Here is a 24492-nt window from a genome sequence, read left to right as displayed (position 1 = left end):
TTCTTAGAATTCATCCTCAGGTCTGCTCCCCGTCCGGTTCCGGGACCGACTCGCCTGTCGTGCCCTCGGCTCGCGCTTCGGGTGTCCCGGCCCCGGCCTGAAGTCCGGGGGTGAACCGGATCACTCGCGTGACCCGGCAGGTGCGGGGAGGTTGTGTAGCCGTCAATCCACTCTGGTCGAGTGCGGGCGATCAGCCCTGCCGCTGCTTGTGCCGCAGGTTTTCGCAGATCACCATGATCCGGCCGTGACGGCGGATCACCTTGCACTTGTCGCAGATCTTCTTGACGCTCGGCTGGACCTTCACGTCTTCTGCTCTCCTGCTTCTGAGCTGCTCGTGATCACTTGTAGCGGTAGACGATGCGACCACGAGAGAGGTCGTAGGGCGAGAGCTCCACGACAACCCTGTCCTCGGGCAGGATGCGGATGTAGTGCTGCCGCATCTTGCCGCTGATGTGTGCCAGGACCTTGTGACCGTTCTCCAACTCGACGCGGAACATCGCGTTGGGGAGCGGCTCGACTACGCGGCCTTCGACCTCGATGGCCCCGTCTTTCTTCGCCATGTCCTCCGCATTTCCTTGTCAGCATTGCCTGTCGCTACACAGAGTGATCAGATGAGCACGAGTGCCTGTCTGGTGTGCAACGTCGGCACACTCGTGCCCGAGTCCCAGTACCGTGAATTCACGAACGCGCAGGATCCGGGCGCGATAAGTGCGCCGACTTGACAGTGTACGCAACCCGTGTCGCGACCCCCAAACCGGGGGTAACCATGCTAGAAGAACGCGCAGGTCGCCGTACGGATGATCAACACGGACGGGTGAACGCGCAGGTCAGGCGTCTTCCGGAGCCGTAAGCACCCACGGGCCGTCTTCGGTGATCGCCACCGTGTGCTCCCAGTGGGCCGCGCGGGAGCCGTCGGCCGTGACGACCGTCCAGCCGTCGTCCAGCTCGCGGGTCTCGCCGCCACCGCCGGTGAGCATCGGCTCGATCGCCAGGGCCATGCCGGGCTTCAGCCGCGGGCCCTTGCCCGGCTTGCCGACGTTCGGCAGGAACGGGTCCATGTGCATCTGACGGCCGATGCCGTGGCCGCCGTACTCGACGATCATCCCGTAGTCGATGCCGTCGTCCTTGGCCGCGCGCTCGGCGGCCGACTGGACGGCGTAGGAGATGTCGGTGAGCCGGCCGCCGGCGTTGACCGCCTCGATCCCGGCCCACATCGCCGCTTCGGTCGCCGCGGACAGCGCCAGGTCGGCCTTCGCGACGTCCCCGATGGCCAGCGTGACGGCGGAGTCGCCGTGCCAGCCGTCGAGGATCGCGCCGCAGTCGACCGAGATCAGGTCACCGTCGGCGAGGACCTGGGTCTTCGCCGGGATGCCGTGGACGATCTGCTCGTTCACCGACGCGCAGATCGACGCCGGGAAACCGTGGTAGCCCTTGAACGACGGCACCGCGCCGGCGTCCCGGATGGTCTGCTCGGCGAGCTCGTCGAGCTCGGCGGTGCTGACCCCCGGGACCGCGGCGGCGCGGACGGCGGCGAGCGTACGAGCGACGACGAGCCCCGCGGCCCGCATCGACTGCAGCTCGCCCGGGGTCTTGACCTCGATCATGCGCCCACGCCGGAGCACTTGCAGAACACGCAATCCTCCGAGATTCACGTGCGGTCGCGCAGCGCTTTCAGCACGCGGTCCGAGATCTCCTCGACACTGCCGACGCCGTCGACGGTCACCAGGATGCCGGCGTAGTACTCGAGCAGCGGTGCGGTGTCCGACACGTAGATCTGCTGACGGCGGCGGATGACGTCTTCGGTGTCGTCCGCGCGGCCCCGCGACATGAGGCGGCCGACGACGACGTCCTCCGGCACCTGCAGCTGGATCACCGCGGTGAGGGAAGCGTCCGCCTCGCCGAGGATCTCGCCGAGGACCTCGGCCTGCTTGGTGTTGCGGGGGAAGCCGTCGAGCAGGAAGCCGGCCTTCGCGTCCGGCTCCGCGAGCCGCTCGCGGACCATCTCGTTCGTCACCGAGTCGGGCACGAGCTCGCCCGAGTCCAGGTAGCGCTTGGCTTCCTGGCCGAGCGGGGTCTCCTGGCCGACGTGGGCGCGGAACAGGTCGCCGGTCGAGATGTGCGGGATCCGCAACTGCTCGGACAGCGCCACCGCCTGCGTACCTTTGCCCGCGCCGGGCGGACCCACGAGAACCAGCCGCGTCACTTCAAGAACCCTTCGTAGTTGCGCTGCATCAGCTGGCTTTCGATCTGCTTCACGGTGTCGAGCCCGACACCGACCATGATCAGCACAGCTGTGCCACCGAACGGGAAGTTCTGGTTGTTCCCGCTACCGGTCAACGACAGGAAGAAGTTCGGGAGGATCGCGATGATACCGAGGTACAGCGAGCCCGGCAGGGTGATCCGGCCGAGCACGTAGCTCAGGTACTCCGCGGTCGGCCGGCCCGGGCGGATGCCCGGGATGAACCCGCCGAACTTCTTCATCTCATCCGCACGCTCGTCCACGTTGAACGTGATCGTGATGTAGAAGTACGTGAAGAAGATGATCAGGGCGAAGTACAGCGCGATGTGCACCCAGCTGGACTGGTTCACGATGTAGTTCTTGATGAAGACCTGCCAGCCGGAGTTGGCGTTCTGGTCGCCGACGAGGCGGCTGATCAGGTCCGGCAGGTACAGCAGGGAAGACGCGAAGATGACCGGGATGACGCCGGCCTGGTTCACCTTGATCGGCAGGTAGGTCGACGTGCCGCCGTACATCCGGCGGCCGATCATGCGCTTGGCGTACTGCACCGGGATCCGGCGCTGCCCCTGCTCGACGAAGATGACGCTGGCGATGATCACCAGGCCGAAGACGCAGACGATCGTCAGGCCGAGACCACCCGCGTTGCTGAGGATGTTGCCGCCCTCGACCGGGATGCGCGCGGCGATGTTCAGGAAGATCAGGACGGACATGCCGTTGCCGACACCGCGTTCGGTGATCAGCTCACCCAGCCACATCATGACGGCGGTGCCCGCGGTCATGGTGATGACGATGATCGCCAGCGAGTAGACGCTGTTGTCCGGGATGATCGGCGAGTCGCAGTCCGGGAAGAGCTGCTTGCGGTCCGCGAGCGCGACCACACCCGTGGCCTGCAGGATCGCCAGCGCGACCGTCAGGTACCGGGTGTACTGGGTCAGCTTGCCCTGGCCGGACTGCCCTTCCTTCTTCAGCTCCTCGAACCGAGGGATGACGACGGTCAGCAGCTGGATGATGATGCTCGCCGTGATGTACGGCATGATGCCGGTCGAGAAGAGCGACAACTGCAGCAGCGCACCACCGCTGAACAGGTTCAGCAGCTGGTAGACGCCCTCCTGCTGCGCCTGGGAGCTGCACGCCTGAACGGCTCCGTACGAGATCCCGGGGGCCGGAATGGTCGCACCGATTCGGTAGACCGCGACGATGGCTAGCGTGAACAGGATCTTCTTGCGTAGATCCGGCGTCGCGAGAGCCGAGCGGAAGGCGCTGAGCACGCGGGGGACCTCCTCGGCGTCGTCGGCTGTCCTAACCGACGATCGGCTTGGCCGGCACGGGTGGCCGGCGGGAACACAGCACTACTGGCACGCAAGCCAGGAACGCTTCGGGGCACACTCGTCCCGAAGCGTGTCGCCGACTCTAACAGCTTCACAGGGCGTGTCCGCAGTGCGTGTGCGTTTTCCGTACCAAGGTTGCTCCGGCGGGTTGATCCACTTCGGCGACTTGGCTGTATTCCTTGACACACCGGGCCGTGATCATGGTGGATCCGGGCCCTTTCCGGGTCAGGAACCGGCCGTCGCGAGGACGCCGGCGAGGCCGACCAGGACCACTCCGGTGCCGCGGTCCACGTTGCGCCGCGCGCGTGGCGACGGCTTGATCGACTTCACCGCGGCGCCGACGCCGACGTAGGCCGAGCCGGCCAGGAACTCGGCCAGCAGGTACACCCCGCCCAGCAGCGCGATCTGCGCCGGAAAGGGCCCGTGAGCTGGCTCGATGAACTGCGGGACGAAAGCGGTGAAGATGAGGACGGCCTTCGGGTTCGTGATCGCGACGCCGAACTCCTTGCGCGCGACCCGCCACGCGGACATCGGCACGGCGGGCTGCTCGGCCGCTTCGGCGGCGTCGCCGGCGTCGTCACGGCGGCGGATCGTCGACCACAGCAGGCGCGATCCGAGCCACAGCAGGTAGGCGGCACCGGCCCACTTGATGATCGTGAGCGCGGTTTCGGAGGCGGCGAGCAGCTGCCCGAGCCCGGCCGCCACGGCCGTGATCAACAGCGTGAACGCGACCAGCCTGCCGGCCAGTCCGGCGAGCCCGCGGCGAACACCGTGCGTCATGCCGTGGTGCAGACCGAGCAGGTTGTTCGCCCCTGGCGTAAGCGCGACGAGCACCGACGCGCCGAAGAAGACCAGTACCCACACGACGACCACCTCCACATCCACCGTAACGACGGCGGCGAGCGGTTAACGGCGCTCGGGATCCTCCGGCGGCAGCACGGTGATGGCGATGCCGGAGGGCGGGGTGGGCGTGTCCGCGTAGGCGGCGCCGGGGTCCGCCCAGGCCGGGCTCGGCTCGGCGGGCGTCAGGTGGCCCAGCACCGCGGACGCGGCGGCGAGGACGACGCCGATGATCAGCGACCACAGACCGAGGCCGAGGCTGACGTCCAGGCCTTCGTCGCCGAGACCGGAGGAGAACCCGAAGGCGCTCATCCCGATGGTGGCGGCGACGCCGGCGGCGAAGCTCGCCCCGATCACGGTGAGCCGGGCACCGAGCCGGCCGGATCGCCTCGTGAAGCTGAAGACCGCCGCGGCCGCCAGCACCGCGACCGCGAGCACGATCGGGATCCCGACGGGCGCCGCGGGCTGGTCGATCGAGTAGTTGCCCTCCGCGGAGACCTGGCTGCTCCAGGCGGACTGGGTGAAGACCAGCTTGGGGGTGAAGAACGTCTGCTGGGGCGTCACGTGCTGCTCGATCCGGAGCAGCGGCAGGAAGCTCGCGCCGAGGACCAGCAACGTCCCGAGCACCACGAGGACCGGCGCGAGCACCCGCGGCGGTCCGGTGGCCGGTTTCGGGGCCTCCGGAGCGGGCGTCTCGGCCGGTGCCGAGGGCGCGTCCGGCGGCGAGCCGGGCAGGATCGCGACCGGGACCGGCTCGGTGGGCGGGCTTTGGCTGTCGGACAGCGAAAGCTGCGGTTGCGGCGCTCCGACCGGGAAGGCGCCGGCCGGTTCGGGCCGGGGTGCCTCCACGGGGAACGCCAAGGGCGACCCCTCCGCCGCCGGTCGCTCTGCCGGGGGCTTCACCGCCTCGGGATCGGCCGGGCCGAACAAGTCCCCCGTCGCAGAGCCCGACGTCTCCACCGGGAAGGCCAGCGGCGACGCGGGGGCGTCCTGCTCCGCAGGCCGTGGTGACCCGGGACGCGCCGGTTCCGGCGTTCCGGAGGGCTCCGCAGGCCGCGGCCCGTCGGACGGGTCTGGCGGGTTCGGGTCCTGCGGCGATCTGTCCACTCTGCGATCTTCCGCGCCGGATCCGGTATCGGCAAGAAACTCCGGTTCAGCGGCCTGGTCGCTCGGGTGGTGCTTCCGGCGGGAGGACCGTGATCGAGACCCCGTCGAGCGCCTGGACCGCCGGCATCGCGAACCCCGACGGCGGGGTGTCCGTGTCGGCGTAGGCCACCGCCGGGTCGGCCCAGTCCGCGCCGCGGTGGCCGGCCGTCCGGTGGGTGACCACCGCCGCGGCCGCGGCCACCAGCGTGCCGCCGATGAGGAGCCACATGCCCGGCTCGGTGGACAGGTCGATGCTGCCGTAGTCCGCACGCGCCCCCTGGCCGAGGCCGACCATCTCGATGGTGAGGACGACGCCGGCGGCGAAGACCACGCCCACCTGGCCCAGCCACCCGCCCAGGCGCCGGCGGGCCAGGAGGAGGCCCGTCGCGGCGGCGAGCAGCACCACCATCACGATGATCGGGAAGCCGAAGGGCGCGCTGGGCCGGGCGAGGGACTCCTGCGCGGTGAACTCGATCCGGGTCCCCCACGCCGACGTCGTGATGACGGCCATGGCGCCGGCCTGCAGCTGGGAAAGCGGGTACACGGCGCGGAAGAGCGGCAGGAACAGCCCGCCGGCCAGGAGCACGGTGGCCAGCGCGTAGAGCCCCGGTGCGAGGAGAGCCCGCTTCCGCCGCGGCGTCATGGCGGGCGGCGGGGGCTGCTGAGGGGTGTCCACTCGCCGATCTTCCAGGCGAAATGCCCGATGGGCAAGGCTGCCGTGCGCGGGTGCGGGAACGCCGAAGGCCCGCCTGGCTGGGCCAGGCGGGCCTTCGGTCAGTACCGCGAACGAGCTCAGTTGGTGGTGGCGGAGCCACCGGCCGCTTCGAGCTTCTCCTTGGCGGAGCCGGAGAAACCGTCGGCGGTCACGTCGAGCTTGACGCCGTCGACGTCACCGTTGCCGAGCACCTTGACGAGCTTGCCCTTGCGGACGAGACCCTTGGAGACGAGCTCCTCGGCGCCGACCTTGCCACCGTCCGGGAAGACGCGGGCGATGTCGCCCACGTTCACCGGCTGGTACTCGGTGCGGAAGCGGTTCTTGAAGCCGCGAAGCTTCGGGAGCCGCATGTGGATGGGCATCTGCCCACCCTCGAAGCCGGCGGGCACGTTCTTCCGGGCCTTGGTGCCCTTGGTACCGCGACCGGCGGTCTTGCCCTTCGAACCCTCACCACGACCGACGCGCATCTTCTCGCGCTTGGCGCCCGGAGCCGGACGCAGGTGGTGGATCTTGATGGCCGTCATGCCTGGACCTCCTCGACCTCCACCAGGTGGCGGACGGTGTGGATCAGGCCGCGCACCTGGGGGGTGTCATCACGCACGACGCTCTGGCGGATCTTGCGCAGCCCGAGGGTGCGCAGCGACTCGCGGTGAGCGTGCTTCGTGCCGATCTTGCTCTTGATCTGGGTGACTTTGAGCTGAGTCATGTCAGGACCCCTGACCCGCGCGCTGGCGCAGCATCCGGGCCGGAGCGACGTCCTCGAGCGGGAGACCGCGGCGGGCCGCGACCTCTTCGGGACGCTGCAGACCCTTCAGGGCCGCCACAGTCGCGTGCACGATGTTGATCGCGTTGTCGGAGCCGAGCGACTTCGACAGCACGTCGTGGACGCCCGCGCACTCCAGCACCGCGCGCACCGGGCCACCGGCGATGACGCCGGTACCGGCGGAAGCCGGACGGAGCAGCACGACACCGGCGGCTTCCTCACCCGTGATCGGGTGGGGAATGGTGCCGCCGACGCGGGGGACGCGGAAGAAGTTCTTCTTCGCTTCCTCGACGCCCTTGGCGATCGCCGCGGGAACTTCCTTGGCCTTGCCGTAGCCGACGCCGACCTGACCGTCACCGTCACCGACGACGACGAGGGCGGTGAAGCTGAAGCGACGACCACCCTTGACGACCTTGGCGACGCGGTTGATCGTCACGACCTTCTCGAGGTGCGGGGTCTTGTCCTGGCCGGCCCCGCCACGGCCGCTGTCGCGCCGGTCCCGGCCGCCACCGCGACGGTCATTGCGGTCGTTGCCGCCCTGCCCGCCGGGTCCGCCCTGTCCGCCGCCGAATTGCCGTGTACGTCCCGGCATCAGGCTGTCCCTTCTTGCTTCTGCAACTGCATGGTCGTCAGAACTCCAACCCCGCCTCACGGGCGGCGTCGGCGAGCGCGGCGATGCGGCCGTGGTAGGCGTTGCCCCCACGGTCGAACACCACAGCCGAGATCCCGGCGTTCTTGGCCCGGGCCGCGACGAGTTCCCCGACCTTGGCGGCCTTGGCCTTCTTGTCGCCGTCCAGCGCCCGCACGTCCGCCTCGAGGGTGGACGCCGACGCCAGCGTGTGGCCGGCGAGGTCGTCGATGACCTGCACGGCGATGTGCCGCGAAGACCGCTTGACGACCAGGCGCGGACGCTGTTCGGTGCCCGCGACCTTCTTGCGGAGCCGGAAGTGCCGACGGGTCTTCGCAACGCGGCGGCGGGTCGAGATGTCCTTGCCCACCGGCTTGCGCTTCGTAGTCGTGTCGCTCATGATCACTTACCCGTCTTTCCGACCTTGCGGCGGATCTTCTCACCCTCGTACCGCAGGCCCTTGCCCTTGTACGGGTCCGGGCGCCGCAGCTTGCGGATGACGGCCGAGATCTGGCCGACCTTCTGCTTGTCGATACCGGAGACCGAGAACCGGGTCGGGGTCTCCACCTTGAAGGTGATGCCTTCCGGGGCTTCGATCTTCACCGGGTGCGAGTAGCCCAGGGCGAACTCGAGGTCCGAGCCCTTGGCCTGCACGCGGTAACCGACACCGTGGATCTCGAGCTTCTTCTCGTAGCCGGCGGTGACGCCCACCACGAGGTTGTTCACGAGCGTGCGGGTGAGGCCGTGCATGGCCTTGCTGTAGCGCTCGTCGTCCGGGCGCTTGATCAGCAGGGTGCCTGCCTCGTCGCGCTCGACCGTGATCGGCTCGGCGATGGTGTGTTCCAGGGTCCCCTTGGGGCCCTTGACGCTGATGCGCTGACCGTCGATGGTCACCTCGACCCCGGAGGGGACGGCGACCGGCAGCTTTCCGATGCGTGACATGTCTGTGCCCCCTTCCTTACCAGACGTAGGCGAGGACTTCGCCGCCCACGCTGTTTCGCTTGGCCTGACGGTCCGTCTGCAGCCCCGAAGACGTCGAGAGGATCGCGACGCCGAGGCCACCCAGAACGGACGGCAGTTCGGTCGATTTTGCGTAGACCCGCAGGCCGGGCTTGGACACGCGCCGGAGGCCGGCGATGCTGCGCTCACGGTTGGGGCCGTACTTGAGCTCGACGATCAGGTTCTTGTGCTTCTCGCCCGGCTCGTCGCGGTAGCTCGCGATGTAACCCTCGCGCTTGAGGATCTCCGCGATGTTCGCCTTGAGCTTCGAGTGGGGAAGCACGACCTCGTCGTGGTACGCCGAGTTCGCGTTACGCAGACGGGTCAAGAAGTCTGCGATCGGGTCGGTCATCGTCATGGTGACCTGTCAACCTTTCTCGCCTGGTTCCCCGCCACCCGGGAGTTCCGGGCAGCGGGGCCTGTGGCGAAGTGGGAGTTAAAGATAAAGAAACGCTTCTACCAGCTGGACTTGCGGACCCCGGGCAGCTCGCCCGCGTGCGCCATCTCGCGAAGGCAGATCCGGCAGAGCCCGAACTTGCGGAACACCGCGTGCGGGCGGCCGCACCGCTGGCAACGGGTGTAGCCGCGCACGGCGAACTTCGGCTTCTTCGAGGCCTTGTGGACCAGTGCTTTCTTGGCCATCGGCTCAGTTCTCCTTGAACGGGAAGCCGAGCTTGCGCAGCAGCGCCCGGCCCTCGTCGTCGTTCGTGGCGGTCGTGACGACGGTGACGTCCATGCCGCGCGGGCGGTCGATGGAGTCAGGGTCGATCTCGTGGAACATCGACTGCTCGTTGAGACCGAACGTGTAGTTGCCGTGGCCGTCGAACTGCTTCGGCGAAAGCCCGCGGAAGTCGCGGATACGCGGCAGCGCGATGGTCAGCAACCGGTCGAGGAACTCCCACATCCGGTCGCCGCGCAGCGTGACGCGCGCACCGATCGGCTGACCCTCGCGCAGCTTGAACTGCGCGATGGACTTGCGAGCCTTCCGGACCTCGGGCTTCTGGCCGGTGATCAGGGCGAGGTCCTTGACCGCGCCGTCGATCAGCTTGCTGTCGCGAGCGGCGTCACCGACGCCCATGTTCACGACGACCTTCACGACGCCCGGGATCTGGTGGACGTTGACGAAGGAGAACTCCGCCTGCAGCTGGCCCTTGATCTCTTCGCGGTAGCGCACCTTGAGGCGCGGCGCGACCTTCTCTGCGGTGGTCATCAGATGTCCTTACCGTTCCGGCGCGAGATCCGGACCTTCTTGCCGTCCTCGCCGATGCGGTAACCCACCCGGGTCGGCTTGCCGTCCGCGTCGACCACCATCACGTTCGAGATGTGGATGGCGGCCTCCTGGGTGACGATGCCACCGGACTGCGCGCCGCGCTGGGTCTGGCTGATCCGCGTGTGCTTCTTGATCCGGTTCACGCCCTCGACCAGCACTCGGTCGCGCTCGGGGTAAGCCTGGATGACCTTGCCCTTGGCGCCCTTGTCCTTGCCGGCGATGACGACGACCGTGTCGCCCTTCTTCACCTTCATGACTTACAACACCTCCGGCGCGAGCGAAATGATCTTCATGAACTTTCGGTCACGCAGCTCGCGGCCCACCGGGCCGAAGATGCGGGTGCCGCGGGGCTCGTTGTCGTTCTTGATGAGCACGGCGGCGTTCTCGTCGAACCGGATGTAGGAACCGTCCGGACGACGACGCTCCTTGACCGTGCGGACGATGACCGCCTTGACGACGTCGCCCTTCTTCACCCCGGCAGCCGGGATGGCGTCCTTCACGGTGGCGACGATGATGTCGCCGATGCCGGCGTAGCGCCGCCCGGAGCCACCGAGAACCCGGATGCAGAGGATTTCCTTCGCACCCGTGTTGTCGGCTACCCGAAGCCGCGACTCCTGCTGGATCACGTCAACTCCTGTATGTCGCGCCGGTTCTCGCCAGCTCGTGAAAGGTCACAGTGAGCGAGCCTTGCGGAACTAAGGACTCTCGAGAGAGCCCTGCTTACTTGGCCTTCTCCACGATCTGCACCAGGCGCCACCGCTTCGTCGCCGACAGCGGGCGGGTCTCCATCAGGGTGACCCGGTCGCCCACGCCCGCCTCGTTGTTCTCGTCGTGCACCTTGACCTTGGTGGTGCTGCGAACGACCTTCGAGTAACGGGGGTGCTTCTTGCGGTCTTCGAGCTCGACCACGATCGTCTTGTTCATCTTGTCCGAAACCACGTAGCCCTCGCGGACCTTGCGGTCGTTCCGGGCCGGCGTCTCGGTGGTGGGCTCGCTCATGCGGCACCTTCACTCTCGGCGTCGGGGGCCACGGACAAGCCGAGTTCGCGCTCGCGCATGACCGTGTAGATCCGCGCGATGTCCGTGCGGACGGTGCGCAGACGGCGGTTGTTGTCGAGCTGCCCGGTCGCCATCTGGAAGCGGAGGTTGAAGAGCTCCTCCTTGTATTCCTTCAGACGCAGGACGAGCTCTTCCGCGGTGAGCTCACGCAGCTCCGATGCCAGAGCGGCACCTGCCTTCGCCATCAGAACTCACCACCTTCACGGGTCACGATGCGGCACTTCATGGGCAGCTTGTGGATCGCGCGACGGAGCGCCTCGCGGGCGGTCTCCTCGTTCGGGAAGCTGATCTCGAACATCACGCGACCCGGCTTCACGTTGGCGATCCACCACTCGGGCGAACCCTTACCGGAACCCATGCGGGTTTCGGCCGGCTTCTTCGTCAGCGGGCGGTCCGGGTAGATGGTCGTCCACACCTTGCCACCACGCTTGATGTGACGGGTCATGGCGATACGAGCGGACTCGATCTGCCGGTTCGTCACGTAGCTGTGCTCAAGCGCCTGGATGCCGTACTCGCCGAAGCTGACCTTCGTGCCACCCTTGGCGGCGCCGTGGCGCTTCGGGGAGTGCTGCTTCCGGTGCTTGACCCTGCGCGGGATGAGCACGTCTCAGCCCTCCGTCTTTTCTGCGGTCTCGGTGGCCGGGGCCGCCTCGGTCGTGGCGGCAGCGGCGGCGCGACCGGCTTCGGTCGAGGTGGCGGTCGTGCCCGACGCGCCGGAACGACGCGGACGGGCCGGCCGGTCACTGCGCTCGCGACGCGGCGCGCGCTCGGCGGCGTCACGGGCTTCGCGGGCCTTCAGGCCACCGACGAGCTCACCCTTGTAGATCCACACCTTGACGCCGATGCGACCGAACGTCGTCTTGGCCTCGAAGAAGCCGTAGTCGATGTCGGCGCGCAGCGTGTGCAGCGGGACACGGCCGTCGCGGTAGTGCTCGGAGCGGGACATCTCGGCACCGCCGAGACGACCGCCGCACTGCACGCGAATGCCCTTGACCTGCGGCGAACGCATGGAGGTCTGGATCGCCTTCCGCATCGCGCGGCGGAACGCCACACGGTTGGAGAGCTGCTCCGCGACCGCCTGGGCGACCAGCTGGGCGTCGGCCTCGGGGTTCTTGACCTCGAGGATGTTCAGCTGGACCTGCTTCTTGGTCAGCTTCTCCAGCGCGCCGCGGATCCGGTCGGCCTCCGCGCCGCGGCGGCCGATGACGATGCCCGGCCGGGCGGTGTGGATGTCGACGCGGACGCGGTCACGGGTGCGCTCGATCTCGACCTTGGAGATGCCGGCGCGCTCCATGCCCGTCGCCAGCAGCTTCCGGATCTTGACGTCCTCGGCCACGTACTCGGCGTACTGCTTGTCGGCGTACCAGCGCGACTTCCAGTCCGTGGTGATACCCAGGCGGAAACCGTGCGGGTTGATTTTCTGGCCCACTACCGGCCACCTGCCTTCTTCTTGCTCTGAGCCTTCTGCGCGGCGGCCGGACGCGACTCCACCTCGACGGTGATGTGGCTGGTCCGCTTGCGGATCCGGTACGCGCGCCCCTGGGCCCGCGGGCGGATGCGCTTGAGGGTCGGGCCCTCGTCGGCGTACGCGTTCTTGACCCAGAGCGTCTCCGGGTCCAGCTGAAGGTTGTTCTCGGCGTTGGCCACGGCGCTCGCGAGCACCTTCGCGACCGGCTCGCTCGCCGCCTGGGGGGCGAAGCGGAGCACGGCCAAGGCGTCGGCGGCGCTACGTCCCTTGATGAGCTCGATGACCCGGCGCACCTTGGTAGGCGAATCCCGGACAAAGCGAGCCCGCGCGTAAGCCACAGGCAGAGCCTCGGCTACGTCGTTCTGGGCGTTCATCGCTAGTTCCTTGATCTCTCGTGCCCGCTCAGCGGCGGCGCGACTTCCGGTCGTCCTTGATGTGACCCTTGAAGGTCCGAGTCGGGGCGAACTCCCCCAGCTTGTGACCCACCATTGCCTCGGTGACGAACACCGGGACGTGCTTGCGGCCGTCGTGCACCGCGATCGTGTGACCCAGGAAGTCCGGGATGATCGTGGACCGACGCGACCAGGTCTTGATGACGGTCTTCTTGCCCGACTCGTTGAGAACGTCCACCTTCTTGAGCAGGTGGTCGTCCACGAAGGGGCCCTTTTTGAGGCTACGTGGCATGTTCTTCTACCTCCCTGCTCAGCGCTTGTTCTTGCCGGTACGGCGACGGCGGACGATCATCGCGTCGGATGCCTTGCGGCGACGCGTGCGACCTTCGGGCTTACCGTTCGGGTTGACGGGGTGACGACCACCGGACGTCTTGCCCTCGCCACCACCGTGCGGGTGGTCGACCGGGTTCATGACGACACCACGGACCGTGGGGCGCTTGCCTCGCCAGCGGTTGCGGCCGGCCTTGCCCCAGTTGATGTTGGCGTGCTCGGAGTTGCCGACCTCGCCGATGGTGGCGCGGTTGCGCACGTCCACGTTGCGGATCTCACCCGAGGGGAGACGCAGCTGGGCGTACGGACCGTCCTTGGCGACGAGCTGCACCTTCGCGCCCGCGGACCGCGCCATCTTCGCGCCGCCACCGGGGCGGAGCTCGATCGCGTGGATCACGGTACCGACCGGGATGTTGCGCAGCGGCAGGTTGTTGCCCGGCTTGATGTCGGCGCGGGGGCCGTTCTCAACCGTGTCACCCTGGCGAAGCTTCTCCGGTGCGATGATGTAGCGCTTCTCACCGTCGGCGTAGTGCAGCAGCGCGATGCGAGCGGACCGGTTGGGGTCGTACTCGATGTGCGCGACCTTGGCGGGAACGCCGTCCTTGTCGTTCCGGCGGAAGTCGATCAGCCGGTACGCACGCTTGTGGCCACCACCCTTGTGCCGGGTGGTGATCTTGCCGGACGAGTTGCGACCGCCCGTGCCGCTCAGCGGACGCAGCAGCGACTTCTCGGGAGTCGAGCGGGTGATCTCGGCGAAGTCCGAGACGCTCGAACCGCGACGACCCGGGGTCGTCGGCTTGTACTTGCGGATGCCCATGTCAGCTCAGTCCTTTACGCGGTGGGTCCGCCGAAGATCTCGATCGCCTTGCTCTCAGGCGAAAGAGTCACGATGGCGCGCTTCGTGTCCTTGCGCTTGCCGAAGCCTGCGCGAGTCCGCTTCCGCTTGCCCTGGCGGTTGGCCGTGTTGACGCTGACCACCTTGACGCCGAACACCTTTTCGACCGCGATCTTGATCTGGGTCTTGTTGGCGTCCGGACGAACGATGAACGTGTACTTGTGGTCCTCGAGCAGTCCGTAGGACTTCTCGGAGATCACCGGCGCGAGCAAGATGTCGCGGGGATCGGCAATGGCGACCGAACTCACTGCTCGTCACTCCCTTCCGAAACCTCGCTCGACCGCGCGGAAGCCTTCGCGCTCTTGCCCCGGGCGGGGCCGGCGACGAAGCCGTCGTAAGCGGCCTTGGTGAACACGACGTCGTCGTTGACCAGCACGTCGTAGGTGTTGAGCTGGTCGAACCAGATCAGGTGAACCTCGGGGAGGTTCCGCAGGGAAACCCAGCTGTACTCGTCGTCCCGGTGCAGCACCACGAGCACGCGCGTCGCCTGCGTCACCGCGGCGAGAACGGCCTTGGCGGCCTTCGTGGACGGCTTCTCACCCGTCACCAGTTCGGTGACGATGTGCAGCTGGCCGGCGCGAGCCCGGTCCGAGAGGGCGCCACGCAGAGCGGCGGCCTTCATCTTCTTCGGGGTGCGCTGGGAGTAGTCACGCGGCGTGGGGCCGTGGACAACGCCACCGCCGACGAACTGCGGCGCACGGGTCGAACCCTGGCGGGCACGGCCGGTGCCCTTCTGGCGGTACGGCTTCTTGCCGCCACCGCGAACCTCGCCACGGGTCTTCGTGTCGTGCGTGCCCTGGCGGCCGGCGGCCTGCTGGGCCACCACCACCTGGTGCATCAGCGCGACATTGGCCTGCACGTCGAAGATCTCCTCGGGGAGGTCCACGGTGCCGTCGGCTTTACCGGCCGGGGTCTTCAGCTCGACGCTTGTCATTCGGAGTTACCACCCTTCGCGGCGCTGCGCACGAACAGCAGGCCGCCCTTGGGACCGGGCACGGCGCCCTTGATCAGCAGCAGGCCGTCCTCGGCACGCACCGCGTGCACGGTCAGGTTCTGCGTGGTGACGCGGTCGGAACCCATCCGACCGGCCATGCGCACGCCCTTGAAGACGCGGCCCGGGGTGGCACAGCCACCGATCGAGCCCGGCCGGCGGTGCACGGCCTGCGCACCGTGGCTCGCGCCCTGGCCCTTGAAGCCGTGGCGCTTCATGACGCCCGCGTAGCCCTTGCCCTTGCTGGTACCGGTGACGTCGACCTCGACGCCGGCGGCGAACACCTCGGCGGTGATCTCCTGGCCGACCTCATAGGTCTCGGCGTCGGTGGTGCGCAGCTCGGCAAGGAAGCGGCGCGGCGTCACGCCCGCCTTGTCGTAGTGGCCGGTGCGCGGCTTGTTCACCCTGCGCGGGTCGACCGCGCCGAACGCCAGCTGCACGGCCGTGTAGCCGTCCTTGTCCTGGGTCCGAACCTGGGTCACCACGTTCGGACCGGCCTTGACGACCGTGACCGGGACGACCCGGTTCAGTTCGTCGAAGACCTGGGTCATGCCGAGCTTGGTGCCCAGGATGCCCTTCATTTGCCTGTCAGACATGAGTCTCTTATCTCCGCCGCTCGCCCAACGCTTACTGGATGTTGACGTCGACGCTCGCCGGCAGATCGATGCGCATGAGCGCGTCGACCGTCTTCGGCGTCGGGTCGAGGATGTCGATCAGACGCTTGTGCGTGCGCATCTCGAAGTGCTCGCGCGAGTCCTTGTACTTGTGCGGCGAGCGGATGACGCAGTAAACGTTCTTCTCGGTGGGCAGCGGCACCGGCCCGACAACACGGGCGCCGGTGCGCGTGACCGTCTCCACGATCTTGCGCGCCGAGGTGTCGATCGCCTCGTGGTCGTAGGCCTTGAGCCGGATGCGGATCTTCTGTCCCGCCATGGTGGCTGCTCGTTCCTTGTCGTCTCGTGCCGCTATCTCACAAAACCCGCCCCGGATGTTGCCATCCGGTCCCGAGTTTCCGCAGTTCAACGGCCCTGTCCCCGGTCCACGCGGTCGGGCGTGTCGCGCCCGACGCACAGACGGATCCCGCGGGATCGTCGTCTTGCCTGGTCTTCCTCAACGTGAGGAGGCTATGGGCCAGCACGCTTTCGCAAGCACTGCCGGCTCACCGCCTTTGCCCGCTCGCCTCACCCGAAGGAAAGTGCTCCGCGGACCGTGGCCACTCGCACCGAGGCGGCCGGATCCCCGAAGGGATCGGCCGCCCCAGGACGAGCAACCTGAATAGTGTCGCACACGTGATTTGACGCCCCGGACCCGGGGGTGTATCAGCCCCGGGCGGGGCGCCGAATCACTTGATGATCTTGGTGACCTGACCCGCACCGACGGTGCGGCCACCCTCGCGGATGGCGAAGCGCAGGTTCACGTCCATGGCGATCGGCTGGATCAGCGCCACCGAGATGTCGGTGTTGTCGCCCGGCATGACCATTTCGGTGCCCTCGGGGAGGGTCACGACGCCGGTCACGTCCGTGGTGCGGAAGTAGAACTGCGGGCGGTAGTTGTTGAAGAAGGGGGTGTGACGGCCACCCTCGTCCTTCGACAGGATGTAGACCCGGCCCTCGAAGTCGGTGTGCGGGGTGGTGGTACCCGGCTTCACGACGACCTGGCCGCGCTCGACGTCCTCACGCTTGATACCGCGGACGAGGAGGCCGACGTTGTCGCCCGCCTGGCCCTGGTCCAGCAGCTTGCGGAACATCTCGACACCGGTGACAGTCGTCTTGGTCGACTTCTCCTTGATGCCGACGATCTCGACCTCTTCGTTCACGTTGACCACGCCACGCTCGACGCGGCCGGTGACGACAGTGCCGCGACCGGTGATCGTGAAGACGTCCTCGATCGGCATGAGGAACGGCTTGTCGAGCTCGCGCACCGGGTCCGGCACGTTGTCGTCGACAGCGTTCATCAGCTCGAGAACGGCTTCGCCCCACTTCTCGTCGCCCTCAAGGGCCTTGAGGCCCGAGACGCGCACGACCGGAGCGTCGTCGCCCGGGAACTCCTGCGAGGACAGCAGCTCACGGACCTCCAGCTCGACGAGCTCGAGGATCTCCTCGTCGTCGACCATGTCGGCCTTGTTCAGCGCGACCACGATGTAGGGCACGCCGACCTGGCGGGCGAGCAGCACGTGCTCACGGGTCTGCGGCATCGGGCCGTCGGTCGCCGCGACCACGAGGATCGCGCCGTCCATCTGAGCGGCACCGGTGATCATGTTCTTGATGTAGTCAGCGTGACCGGGGGCGTCGACGTGCGCGTAGTGACGCTTCTCGGTCTGGTACTCGACGTGCGAGATGTTGATCGTGATACCGCGCTGACGCTCTTCGGGCGCGTTGTCGATCTGGTCGAACGCACGCGACTCGTTGAGCGCCGGGTACTTGTCGTGCAGAACCTTGGTGATCGCCGCGGTCAGCGTGGTCTTGCCGTGGTCGACGTGACCGATGGTCCCGATGTTGACGTGCGGCTTGCTCCGCTCGAACTTCGCCTTCGCCACTGGAATGTCCTCCTGGACTGATTTCGCTTTGTGCTCGGGGGCCGGCGTGGCTGCCGACCCCCGAATGTTCCTTCGTCGGTGCTGCGGACGTTCAGGAGTTCCCTTAATGCCCGCGCGCGGTGGGGGGAGTTACTCCCCCGTCGCCTTCGCGATGATTTCCTTCGCGACGTTCGCGGGAACCTCGGCGTAGGAGTCGAACAACATGGAGTAGTTCGCCCGGCCCTGGGTGCGGGACCGAAGGTCACCGACGTAGCCGAACATCTCCGACAGCGGGACCAGCGCCTTCACGACGCGGATGCCCGCCCGCTCCTCCATGGCCTGGATCTGGCCACGACGGGAGTTGAGGTCACCGATGACATCGCCCATGTAGTCCTCGGGCGTGGTCACCTCGACCGCCATCATCGGCTCCAGGATCACCGGGCCGGCCTTCTTCGCGGCTTCCTTCATCGCCATGGAACCGGCGATCTTGAACGCCATCTCCGAAGAGTCGACCTCGTGGTAAGCACCGTCCAGCAAGGTGAACTTCAACCCGACGAGCGGGTAGCCGGCCAGGACGCCGTACTGCATCGCGTCCTGCGCGCCCGCGTCGACCGACGGGATGTACTCCCGCGGCACGCGGCCACCGGACACCTTGTTGACGAACTCGTAGAGCGCGCCATCGGTGCGCTCGAGCGGCTCCAGCTTCACGATGACCTTCGCGAACTGGCCGGAACCACCGGTCTGCTTCTTGTGGACGAAGTCGAGCTTCTCCACCGTCTTCTTGATCGTCTCGCGGTAAGCGACCTGCGGCTTGCCGATGTTCGCCTCGACCTTGTAGTCGGACTTCATCCGGTTCACCAGCACCTCGAGGTGCAGCTCGCCCATACCCGCGATGATCGTCTGGCCGGTGTCCTCGTCCAGCTTGACCTGGAACGTCGGGTCCTCTTCGGCCAGCTTCTGGATCGCCAGGGACAGCTTCTCCTGGTCGGCCTTCGTCTTCGGTTCGATCGCGACCCGGATGACCGGCTCGGGGAACGTCATCGACTCGAGCACGATCGGGTTCTGCGGGTCCGCCAGGGTGTCACCCGTGGTGGTGTCCTTCAGCCCGATGACCGCGTAGATGTGGCCGACCTGGGCGTCATTGACCGGGTTCTCCTTGTTGGAGTGCATCTGGAAGATCTTCCCGATGCGCTCCTTCCGGTCCTTGGTCGCGTTGACGACCTGGGCGCCGGCGGCGACCTTGCCCGAGTACACCCGGATGTAGGTCAGCTTGCCGAAGAACGGGTGCGCGGCGATCTTGAACGCGAGCGCGGCGAACGGCTCGTCGACCGACGCCTTGCGGGACGCGACGGTCTCGCCGTCGGGCAGCAGGCCCTCGACGGCCGGGACGTCCAGCGGGGTCGGCAGGTAGTCGATGACCGCGTCGAGCATGGGCTGCACGCCCTTGTTCTTGAACGCGGAACCGGCCAGCACCGGGAAGACCTGGCTGGTGATGGTGAGCTTGCGGATGCCGGACTTGATCTCGGCCTCCGTGAGCTCCTCACCCTCGAGGAACTTCTCCATCAGCGTGTCGTCCGCCTCGGAGACGGTCTCGATCAGCTTCTCGCGGTACTCCGCGGCCAGCTCGGCCAGCTCGGCCGGGATGTCCTCGACGGAGTAGTCCTCGCCCTTCTGGACCTCGCCACGCCAGGTCAGCGCCTTCATGCGGACCAGGTCGACAACGCCTTCGAAGTCGTTCTCGGCACCGATCGGCAGCTGGATGACCAGCGGCCGGACGCCGAGACGATCGATGATCGTCTTGACCGTGTAGTAGAAGTCCGCGCCGAGCTTGTCCATCTTGTTGACGAAGCAGATGCGCGGGACGTCGTACTTGTCCGCCTGCCGCCAGACCTGCTCGGACTGCGGCTCGACGCCTTCCTTGCCGTCGAAGACCGCGACCGCGCCGTCGAGCACCCGGAGGTTGCGCTCCACCTCGACGGTGAAGTCGACGTGGCCCGGGGTGTCGATGATGTTGATCTGGTGGTCGTCCCAGAAGGTGGTGGTGGCAGCCGAGGTGATGGTGATACCCCGCTTCTGCTCCTCCTCCATCCAGTCCATGGTGGCGGCGCCGTCGTGGACTTCACCGATCTTGTAGTTGACCCCGGTGTAGAACAGGATCCGCTCGGTGGTCGTCGTCTTGCCGGCGTCGATGTGGGCCATGATGCCGATGTTGCGGACCTTGTTCAGGTCGGTCAGCACGTCACGTGCCACGAGAGTGTTCCCCTGTTCTCAAGCTTGGGGCCCGGCATGGCTTGATCGACAGCCGGGCGATCATCACCAGCGGTAGTGCGCGAAGGCCCGGTTGGACTCGGCCATCTTGTGCGTGTCCTCGCGGCGCTTCACGCTGGCACCGAGGCCGTTGGAAGCGTCGAGGAGCTCGTTCTGCAGGCGCTCGATCATCGTCTTCTCGCGACGAGCCTGCGAGAAGGAGACCAGCCAGCGCAGCGCCAGGGTCGTGGAGCGACCCGGCTTGACCTCGATCGGCACCTGGTAGGTGGCGCCACCGACGCGGCGGCTCTTCACCTCGATGGTGGGCTTCACGTTGTCGAGAGCGCGCTTCAGCGTGACGACCGGGTCGGTGCCGGACTTCTCGCGAGCGCCTTCGAGCGCGCCGTACACGATGCGCTCGGCGAGGGAGCGCTTCCCGTCCTTCAGCACCTTGTTCACCAGCTGGGTGACCAGCGGGGAGGCGTAGACGGGGTCGGAGATCAGCGGCCGCTTGGGGGCCGGACCCTTGCGGGGCATTAGCTCTTCTCCTTCTTCGCGCCGTAGCGGCTGCGCGCCTGCTTGCGGTTCTTCACACCCTGGGTGTCGAGAGAACCACGGATGATCTTGTAGCGGACACCCGGAAGGTCCTTCACACGACCACCGCGCACGAGCACCATCGAGTGCTCCTGCAGGTTGTGGCCCTCACCGGGGATGTAGGCGGTGACCTCGATGCCGCTGGTCAGCTTCACACGCGCGACCTTGCGCAGCGCCGAGTTCGGCTTCTTGGGGGTCGTGGTGTACACGCGAGTGCACACGCCACGCCGCTGCGGGCTCCCCTTGAGGGCCGCGGTCTTCTGCTTGGCAGCCTTGTCCTGGCGGCCCTTGCGGACCAGCTGCTGGATCGTGGGCAATGGACCAGCTTCCTGTCGTGATCTTGCTTCTACGTGTCTTCACCGGCCCCCGCGGTCGGGCGTGTCGGCCCGCGTCACGGTCTCTCGACCGGTAACTTCCCGTAGGGATTTTCCGTCGCAACCCCGACCTGCCGAAGCCGGTGACCGGGTGCCTGAGCACCCCGCCCATGCCGCACGGCACGCGGAGCGGCCCGACGCCTGCCGGGCACGGTCTCCAAAGATACCCGCCCATCTACCGGACGGGCGAAGCGGGGGGTCTGAAGGTCGACGAACCCTCAGCCTACCTCTCAACACGGGCGGAGCGCCGGACATTCCGCAGGGTGGCGCGGCCGGGCCCGACGGGGCCGGGAACGCCGCCACGGCCCCGTTTCGCGCCCCGCCGCTCAGTCCTCTTCGGGCTTCGCGTGGTCCGGCTTGCCCGGGTTCGGGTCACGCGAGAGATCGATCAGCGGGTGCACGCCGGCCCCCTCGGGTGCCGCGTGGCTGCCGCTCTGCTTCCGGTCTTCCTCTTCGGACCGTCCGGCCCCTTCGGTGCTGCTCATCACACACTCCTAGCGCTTGTCCCCTGCTTCCCCTTGCGGCCGAAACCTACCCATTTCCCGATCGGGTGACGCAGTGGGATCGGATCCACCGTTCCCCGCGTCACACCGTCGCCGAGGGGCCACGATGGGTGGACCACGTACCGGGCGTTCGGGAGGAAGCAGGACATGTCGGCGGAGTTCGACCAGCTGGTCGCCGAGTTCCAGCGGTTCGAGGCAGGTATCCGGGACGCCGACGAGCGGTTCGCCGGACTGGACGGGATGCGGCAGGAGCTGACCGGGCTGCGGGCGACCGCGGCGTCGCCGGACGGCGGGGTCACGGTGGTCACCGGGCCGGGTGGCGCGGTCCTCGACGTCACGTTCACCGACGCGGCTCTCGCGAAGGGCCCGCAGGCGCTGTCGGCGGCCCTGATGGCGACGCTGCGGGAAGCCGTCGGCGCGGCCGCCCGGCGGCAGGCCGTCATCGTCCAGGAGCACGTGGGCGACGACGGGCTCGTCGAGCAGGTCCTCGAAACGCAGGCCGAGGCGTTCGGAACCAGCGTCGAAGAACTGCGGTCGAAGCTGGCGGAAGAGACCGCGCCGCCGATCGCAGCTCCCGAGGACTTCTCCGAAGACCGGGTCCTGCGGAAGGCCGACGCCCCGGACCCGCCGGCGGCCCCGCCCGCGAGCGGCGGGTCCGCGGGCGACAGCTTCCTGCGCAACCTGTTCGAAGAGGAGGACTGATGCCCGACGGTGCCGGTGGTTACCAGGTCCGGGTGGACGCGCTGCACAGCTACGCCGGCGTGCTCGGCAAGTACCGCGAGCAGGGCGCGAAGTTCACCGAGAAGGTCGGCCAAGCCGACGTCGGGGACAAGTCCTGGGGCGTGGTGGGCCTGTTCACCAAGCACGGGTACGACGAGACGCTGCGCGAGCTGCGCGACCTGCTGGGGTCGATGGCCGACGGCCTGACCTCGGCGCAGGAGAAGTTCACCGACGCGGCGCGCGTCTACCAGGGCACCGAGGACGACCACAAAGCCTTCTTCGGGCAGGTCGAGGTCCTGCTCGACGGGCCGAAGAAGCCGTAGGGGGACCGACGATGGCGGAGTTCCAGGACGTCGCGAGCGGCGTCACGGTCAAGCCGGACGACCCGGCCACCGTGCTCGGGGTGAACGCCGGCAACGCGGTCAAGGCGACGCCGTTCGCGGGCAGCGCGGTGACCGTCGGCCAAGACGCCGTCTCGGTGGTCAAGGCCGTCGCCGCGCCGCACCCCGACGGCGCGGACATCACGCTCGGGCTCACCTCGATCGCCACCGACACGGCGGGTTTCATCCAGTCGAGCTCCAGCACGATCACCGACATCGCCACCGACCCGCTCGGCTGGCTCGTCGGCCAGGGGCTGAACTTCCTGCTCAGCGCCGTCCAGCCGATCCAGGACGCGATCCACTTCGTCAGCGGCGACGGCCCGGCGCTCGGCGTCGCGGCGGAGAACTTCACCGCGATCGCCACCGGTCTGGACCAGCTGGCGAAGAACTTCGCCGAGGTCGCCGACTCTTCGCTCGCGCAGTGGAAGGGCGACGCGGGTGACGCGGCCCGCCGGTCGCTCGGCGAGTTCGCGCACGGCATCGGCGGCGTCTCCGCGAAGTCCGGCGATCTGGCGCAGATGCTGCAGCTGAGCAGCATGCTGATGAGCTTCGTCGAGGACCTGATCAAGGCGATCCTGACCGAGCTGATCACCTGGCTGATCATGATCTGGGTGCCGGCGCTGGCCGCCGCGGTGCCGACCTGCGGGGCGTCGGTGGCCACCGCGGGGACGGCGTCCGAGGTCAAGCTCGGCACCACCACGGCGAAGACGACGCAGAAGGTGTCGAAGGTCCGCGAGCTGCTGCAGAAGATCCTCGCCTGGCTGGAGAAGATGAAGGCCGAGCTGGCCGCGTCGAAGCTCGGCCGGGTGTTCGCCGGCTCCGACACGGGCAAGGCGCTCGCGAAGATCACCAAGGGCAACGAAGGCCGGACGCTGCTCGAGAAGGCCATGGGTGAGAACGGGATGCTCGGCAAGCGCTGGGCCAAGGCCTGGGAGAACCCGGTCAAGGACGCGGCGGCCAACATCCAGTACACGCCGACGATCCTGAAGACCGGCGCCACCGAGGTCCTGAAGAAGGGCGGCGAGGCCGCGGTCAAGGGCGTGCTCGGGTTCGACCCGGCCAACCCCGGCGACAACCCGGCCAAGACGGTCAACGACCACCTCGGCAAGCTCAACAGCCACGTCAAGAACGCCAAGAAGGCGAGCGACTACGGCGAAACGGGCCGGGACCAGCCGGACGACGAGACCCGCGCGGACCTGGACTTCTGACGATGCACCTCGCCGATGGTGGCGGTACCGGAGCGGTGATCCTCGGGATCGCGCTCGTCGTGGTGGTGGTCGCGGCCGTCGTCGGGCTCTGGTGGCGGTCGCAGACGAAGTCCTCGGAGAACCGGAAAGAGCACTGGTTCAAGGCCTTCGCGGCCGAGTGCGGGGGCACGTTCCACAGTGGCGTCCCGGGCGAGGAGGGCGCGGCGCCGACGTTCGGCGTCGTCCACCCGACCGGCCGGCCGCTGGCGGACCACCCGCGGGAGACCTGGGTCGAGTTCCGCCACCGCGACCGGCCGGTGATCGGGATCGACGACCAGGAGCCGTACCGCAACTTCGACGACCACACCCACCTGCGCGACACCCACGTCACCCAGGTGCGGGTGCCGGAGTGCCCGGAGCTGCGGATCGTCGCCGGCCGGGCGATGACCATGCCGACGCTGCCGCCGGACTCGCGCCTCGAGGGCGAGCTCGCCCGCTGGCTGGCCGCGCACCCGCGGTTCGCGCAGCGGGACGTCGTCGTCGAGCACGGGTCGGCGCGGACCTGGGGCCCGGGCTGCGCGACGCGGCAGAACCTCGTGGCCGAGGCCGACTACCTGGCCGACCTGGCCGGCAACCTGCCCGCGGCGCTGTGGGAGCACTCGCCGCGGTAGCCGTCAGCGGCGGCGGGACGTCAGGTGCGTGAGGCCGGCCGACAAGGCGAACACCACGCCCAGGCCGACGACGTACGGCCCGGCGAGCAGGGCAAACCCGGCGCCGATGTTGGCGTCCGGCTCGTCGGAGGTGGCCCGGAAACCGATCGCGCCCACCGACAGCAGGACCGCACCCGCCGTGATCAGCAGGACGGCCACGATCGTGAGGCGCTTCGTGACAGGCGTCATGCCTTCATGG

General features: G+C 67.9%; 39 protein-coding genes. 4 read left to right on the top strand and 35 right to left on the bottom strand.

The annotated features are described in order from the left end of the window. Positions 1-190: 190 nt before the first annotated feature. From rpmJ to OHS58_RS40825, 34 genes are all read right to left on the bottom strand, one after another. Positions 191-304, bottom strand: a complete 114-nt coding sequence (gene rpmJ / locus OHS58_RS40990) for a 50S ribosomal protein L36 (protein WP_004558882.1) — start codon at positions 302-304, stop codon at positions 191-193. Positions 305-338: 34 nt separating this feature from the next. After that, on the bottom strand, positions 339-560 hold the full coding sequence (gene infA / locus OHS58_RS40985; RefSeq protein ID WP_004558881.1) for a translation initiation factor IF-1: 222 nt from the start codon (positions 558-560) through the stop codon (positions 339-341). A 267-nt stretch (positions 561-827) separates the two neighbouring features. Further along, positions 828-1604: a type I methionyl aminopeptidase gene (gene map, locus OHS58_RS40980; RefSeq protein ID WP_328645901.1), complete on the bottom strand. Its 777-nt coding sequence runs from the start codon at positions 1602-1604 to the stop codon at positions 828-830. A gap of 44 nt (positions 1605-1648) precedes the next feature. Then, positions 1649-2203: an adenylate kinase gene (locus OHS58_RS40975; RefSeq protein ID WP_247060543.1), complete on the bottom strand. Its 555-nt coding sequence runs from the start codon at positions 2201-2203 to the stop codon at positions 1649-1651. Beyond that, positions 2200-3507, bottom strand: a complete 1308-nt coding sequence (gene secY, locus OHS58_RS40970) for a preprotein translocase subunit SecY (RefSeq protein ID WP_247060542.1) — start codon at positions 3505-3507, stop codon at positions 2200-2202. Before secY ends, OHS58_RS40975 begins: the two co-directional genes overlap by 4 nt. Positions 3508-3792: 285 nt before the next feature. Beyond that, positions 3793-4452 carry a LysE family translocator gene (locus OHS58_RS40965; RefSeq protein ID WP_328645900.1) on the bottom strand — a complete coding sequence of 220 codons (660 nt, stop codon included), beginning with the start codon at positions 4450-4452 and terminating at the stop codon, positions 3793-3795. 21 nt (positions 4453-4473) lie between these two features. Continuing rightward, positions 4474-5268: a hypothetical protein gene (locus OHS58_RS40960; protein WP_328645899.1), complete on the bottom strand. Its 795-nt coding sequence runs from the start codon at positions 5266-5268 to the stop codon at positions 4474-4476. A gap of 292 nt (positions 5269-5560) precedes the next feature. Next, positions 5561-6229: a hypothetical protein gene (locus OHS58_RS40955; RefSeq protein WP_328645898.1), complete on the bottom strand. Its 669-nt coding sequence runs from the start codon at positions 6227-6229 to the stop codon at positions 5561-5563. Between the two features lie 116 nt (positions 6230-6345). Further along, entirely contained in the window at positions 6346-6792 is a 447-nt protein-coding gene (gene rplO, locus OHS58_RS40950; RefSeq protein WP_326946019.1) for a 50S ribosomal protein L15, read from the bottom strand. Continuing rightward, entirely contained in the window at positions 6789-6974 is a 186-nt protein-coding gene (gene rpmD, locus OHS58_RS40945) for a 50S ribosomal protein L30 (RefSeq protein WP_247060536.1), read from the bottom strand. The genes rplO and rpmD overlap by 4 nt, the downstream gene beginning before the upstream one ends. A gap of 1 nt (position 6975) precedes the next feature. Then, positions 6976-7623 carry a 30S ribosomal protein S5 gene (gene rpsE / locus OHS58_RS40940; RefSeq protein ID WP_247060534.1) on the bottom strand — a complete coding sequence of 216 codons (648 nt, stop codon included), beginning with the start codon at positions 7621-7623 and terminating at the stop codon, positions 6976-6978. A 37-nt stretch (positions 7624-7660) separates the two neighbouring features. Then, on the bottom strand, positions 7661-8059 hold the full coding sequence (gene rplR, locus OHS58_RS40935; RefSeq protein WP_247060532.1) for a 50S ribosomal protein L18: 399 nt from the start codon (positions 8057-8059) through the stop codon (positions 7661-7663). Positions 8060-8061: 2 nt separating this feature from the next. Further along, the gene (rplF, locus tag OHS58_RS40930; RefSeq protein ID WP_326946018.1) at positions 8062-8601 is read right to left on the bottom strand and encodes a 50S ribosomal protein L6; all 540 of its coding nucleotides are present in this window, start codon (positions 8599-8601) and stop codon (positions 8062-8064) included. 16 nt (positions 8602-8617) lie between these two features. Further along, entirely contained in the window at positions 8618-9016 is a 399-nt protein-coding gene (gene rpsH, locus OHS58_RS40925; RefSeq protein ID WP_247060528.1) for a 30S ribosomal protein S8, read from the bottom strand. 98 nt (positions 9017-9114) lie between these two features. Beyond that, positions 9115-9300, bottom strand: coding sequence for a type Z 30S ribosomal protein S14 (locus tag OHS58_RS40920; RefSeq protein WP_020643210.1), 186 nt, complete (start codon positions 9298-9300; stop codon positions 9115-9117). A gap of 4 nt (positions 9301-9304) precedes the next feature. Further along, on the bottom strand, positions 9305-9868 hold the full coding sequence (rplE, locus tag OHS58_RS40915) for a 50S ribosomal protein L5 (RefSeq protein WP_247060525.1): 564 nt from the start codon (positions 9866-9868) through the stop codon (positions 9305-9307). Beyond that, a complete protein-coding gene (gene rplX / locus OHS58_RS40910) occupies positions 9868-10182 on the bottom strand; it encodes a 50S ribosomal protein L24 (protein WP_326946017.1) in 315 nt (104 codons plus the stop codon). The genes rplE and rplX overlap by 1 nt, the downstream gene beginning before the upstream one ends. Before the next feature lie 3 nt (positions 10183-10185). After that, positions 10186-10554 carry a 50S ribosomal protein L14 gene (gene rplN, locus OHS58_RS40905; RefSeq protein WP_004558867.1) on the bottom strand — a complete coding sequence of 123 codons (369 nt, stop codon included), beginning with the start codon at positions 10552-10554 and terminating at the stop codon, positions 10186-10188. 94 nt (positions 10555-10648) lie between these two features. Continuing rightward, positions 10649-10927, bottom strand: a complete 279-nt coding sequence (gene rpsQ / locus OHS58_RS40900; protein WP_013222609.1) for a 30S ribosomal protein S17 — start codon at positions 10925-10927, stop codon at positions 10649-10651. Then, positions 10924-11172: a 50S ribosomal protein L29 gene (rpmC, locus tag OHS58_RS40895; protein ID WP_247060522.1), complete on the bottom strand. Its 249-nt coding sequence runs from the start codon at positions 11170-11172 to the stop codon at positions 10924-10926. Before rpmC ends, rpsQ begins: the two co-directional genes overlap by 4 nt. After that, positions 11172-11591 carry a 50S ribosomal protein L16 gene (gene rplP / locus OHS58_RS40890; RefSeq protein WP_004558864.1) on the bottom strand — a complete coding sequence of 140 codons (420 nt, stop codon included), beginning with the start codon at positions 11589-11591 and terminating at the stop codon, positions 11172-11174. The genes rpmC and rplP overlap by 1 nt, the downstream gene beginning before the upstream one ends. 3 nt (positions 11592-11594) lie before the next feature. Further along, complete coding sequence (gene rpsC, locus OHS58_RS40885) at positions 11595-12416, bottom strand: 30S ribosomal protein S3 (protein WP_247060521.1); 822 nt, start codon at positions 12414-12416, stop codon at positions 11595-11597. Then, positions 12416-12829 (bottom strand): 50S ribosomal protein L22, encoded by a 414-nt coding sequence (gene rplV / locus OHS58_RS40880; protein WP_247060520.1) that lies wholly within the window; start codon positions 12827-12829, stop codon positions 12416-12418. Before rplV ends, rpsC begins: the two co-directional genes overlap by 1 nt. A 28-nt stretch (positions 12830-12857) precedes the next feature. Then, positions 12858-13139 (bottom strand): 30S ribosomal protein S19, encoded by a 282-nt coding sequence (gene rpsS / locus OHS58_RS40875; RefSeq protein WP_026468892.1) that lies wholly within the window; start codon positions 13137-13139, stop codon positions 12858-12860. Positions 13140-13157: 18 nt separating this feature from the next. After that, positions 13158-13994, bottom strand: a complete 837-nt coding sequence (gene rplB, locus OHS58_RS40870; protein ID WP_247060519.1) for a 50S ribosomal protein L2 — start codon at positions 13992-13994, stop codon at positions 13158-13160. 14 nt (positions 13995-14008) lie between these two features. Continuing rightward, positions 14009-14320 (bottom strand): 50S ribosomal protein L23, encoded by a 312-nt coding sequence (rplW, locus tag OHS58_RS40865; protein WP_091618496.1) that lies wholly within the window; start codon positions 14318-14320, stop codon positions 14009-14011. Continuing rightward, positions 14317-15006: a 50S ribosomal protein L4 gene (gene rplD, locus OHS58_RS40860; RefSeq protein ID WP_247060518.1), complete on the bottom strand. Its 690-nt coding sequence runs from the start codon at positions 15004-15006 to the stop codon at positions 14317-14319. The genes rplW and rplD overlap by 4 nt, the downstream gene beginning before the upstream one ends. Continuing rightward, entirely contained in the window at positions 15003-15659 is a 657-nt protein-coding gene (gene rplC / locus OHS58_RS40855) for a 50S ribosomal protein L3 (protein ID WP_247060517.1), read from the bottom strand. The genes rplD and rplC overlap by 4 nt, the downstream gene beginning before the upstream one ends. A gap of 31 nt (positions 15660-15690) precedes the next feature. After that, positions 15691-15996 carry a 30S ribosomal protein S10 gene (rpsJ, locus tag OHS58_RS40850; protein ID WP_003102098.1) on the bottom strand — a complete coding sequence of 102 codons (306 nt, stop codon included), beginning with the start codon at positions 15994-15996 and terminating at the stop codon, positions 15691-15693. Between the two features lie 409 nt (positions 15997-16405). Then, positions 16406-17599 carry an elongation factor Tu gene (tuf, locus tag OHS58_RS40845; protein ID WP_326946016.1) on the bottom strand — a complete coding sequence of 398 codons (1194 nt, stop codon included), beginning with the start codon at positions 17597-17599 and terminating at the stop codon, positions 16406-16408. A gap of 129 nt (positions 17600-17728) precedes the next feature. Continuing rightward, entirely contained in the window at positions 17729-19828 is a 2100-nt protein-coding gene (fusA, locus tag OHS58_RS40840) for an elongation factor G (protein WP_326946015.1), read from the bottom strand. 63 nt (positions 19829-19891) lie between these two features. After that, positions 19892-20362, bottom strand: a complete 471-nt coding sequence (rpsG, locus tag OHS58_RS40835; RefSeq protein ID WP_247060514.1) for a 30S ribosomal protein S7 — start codon at positions 20360-20362, stop codon at positions 19892-19894. After that, positions 20362-20736, bottom strand: coding sequence for a 30S ribosomal protein S12 (gene rpsL, locus OHS58_RS40830; protein WP_003102113.1), 375 nt, complete (start codon positions 20734-20736; stop codon positions 20362-20364). Before rpsL ends, rpsG begins: the two co-directional genes overlap by 1 nt. Before the next feature lie 383 nt (positions 20737-21119). Next, complete coding sequence (locus tag OHS58_RS40825; RefSeq protein WP_247060512.1) at positions 21120-21278, bottom strand: hypothetical protein; 159 nt, start codon at positions 21276-21278, stop codon at positions 21120-21122. Between the two features lie 165 nt (positions 21279-21443). Here OHS58_RS40825 and OHS58_RS40820 point away from each other — a divergent pair, with 165 nt between their 5' ends. The 4 genes from OHS58_RS40820 to OHS58_RS40805 are packed head-to-tail and all read left to right on the top strand — an operon-like array spanning position 21444 to position 24254. Further along, the gene (locus OHS58_RS40820) at positions 21444-21998 is read left to right on the top strand and encodes a YbaB/EbfC family nucleoid-associated protein (protein WP_328645897.1); all 555 of its coding nucleotides are present in this window, start codon (positions 21444-21446) and stop codon (positions 21996-21998) included. Further along, positions 21998-22339 carry a hypothetical protein gene (locus OHS58_RS40815; protein ID WP_247060508.1) on the top strand — a complete coding sequence of 114 codons (342 nt, stop codon included), beginning with the start codon at positions 21998-22000 and terminating at the stop codon, positions 22337-22339. The genes OHS58_RS40820 and OHS58_RS40815 overlap by 1 nt, the downstream gene beginning before the upstream one ends. Positions 22340-22350: 11 nt before the next feature. After that, complete coding sequence (locus OHS58_RS40810) at positions 22351-23604, top strand: hypothetical protein (protein WP_328645896.1); 1254 nt, start codon at positions 22351-22353, stop codon at positions 23602-23604. Between the two features lie 2 nt (positions 23605-23606). Continuing rightward, the gene (locus OHS58_RS40805; protein ID WP_328645895.1) at positions 23607-24254 is read left to right on the top strand and encodes a hypothetical protein; all 648 of its coding nucleotides are present in this window, start codon (positions 23607-23609) and stop codon (positions 24252-24254) included. Positions 24255-24257: 3 nt separating this feature from the next. Here OHS58_RS40805 and OHS58_RS40800 read toward each other — a convergent pair whose 3' ends face one another. After that, positions 24258-24482, bottom strand: coding sequence for a hypothetical protein (locus OHS58_RS40800; protein WP_247060505.1), 225 nt, complete (start codon positions 24480-24482; stop codon positions 24258-24260). Positions 24483-24492: the final 10 nt, after the last annotated feature.

Source organism: Amycolatopsis sp. NBC_00348 (assembly GCF_036114655.1).
Classification (GTDB): domain Bacteria; phylum Actinomycetota; class Actinomycetes; order Mycobacteriales; family Pseudonocardiaceae; genus Amycolatopsis.
The sequence above is the reverse complement of the archived record's forward strand: the minus strand, read 5'-3'. Positions and strand labels throughout refer to the sequence as shown.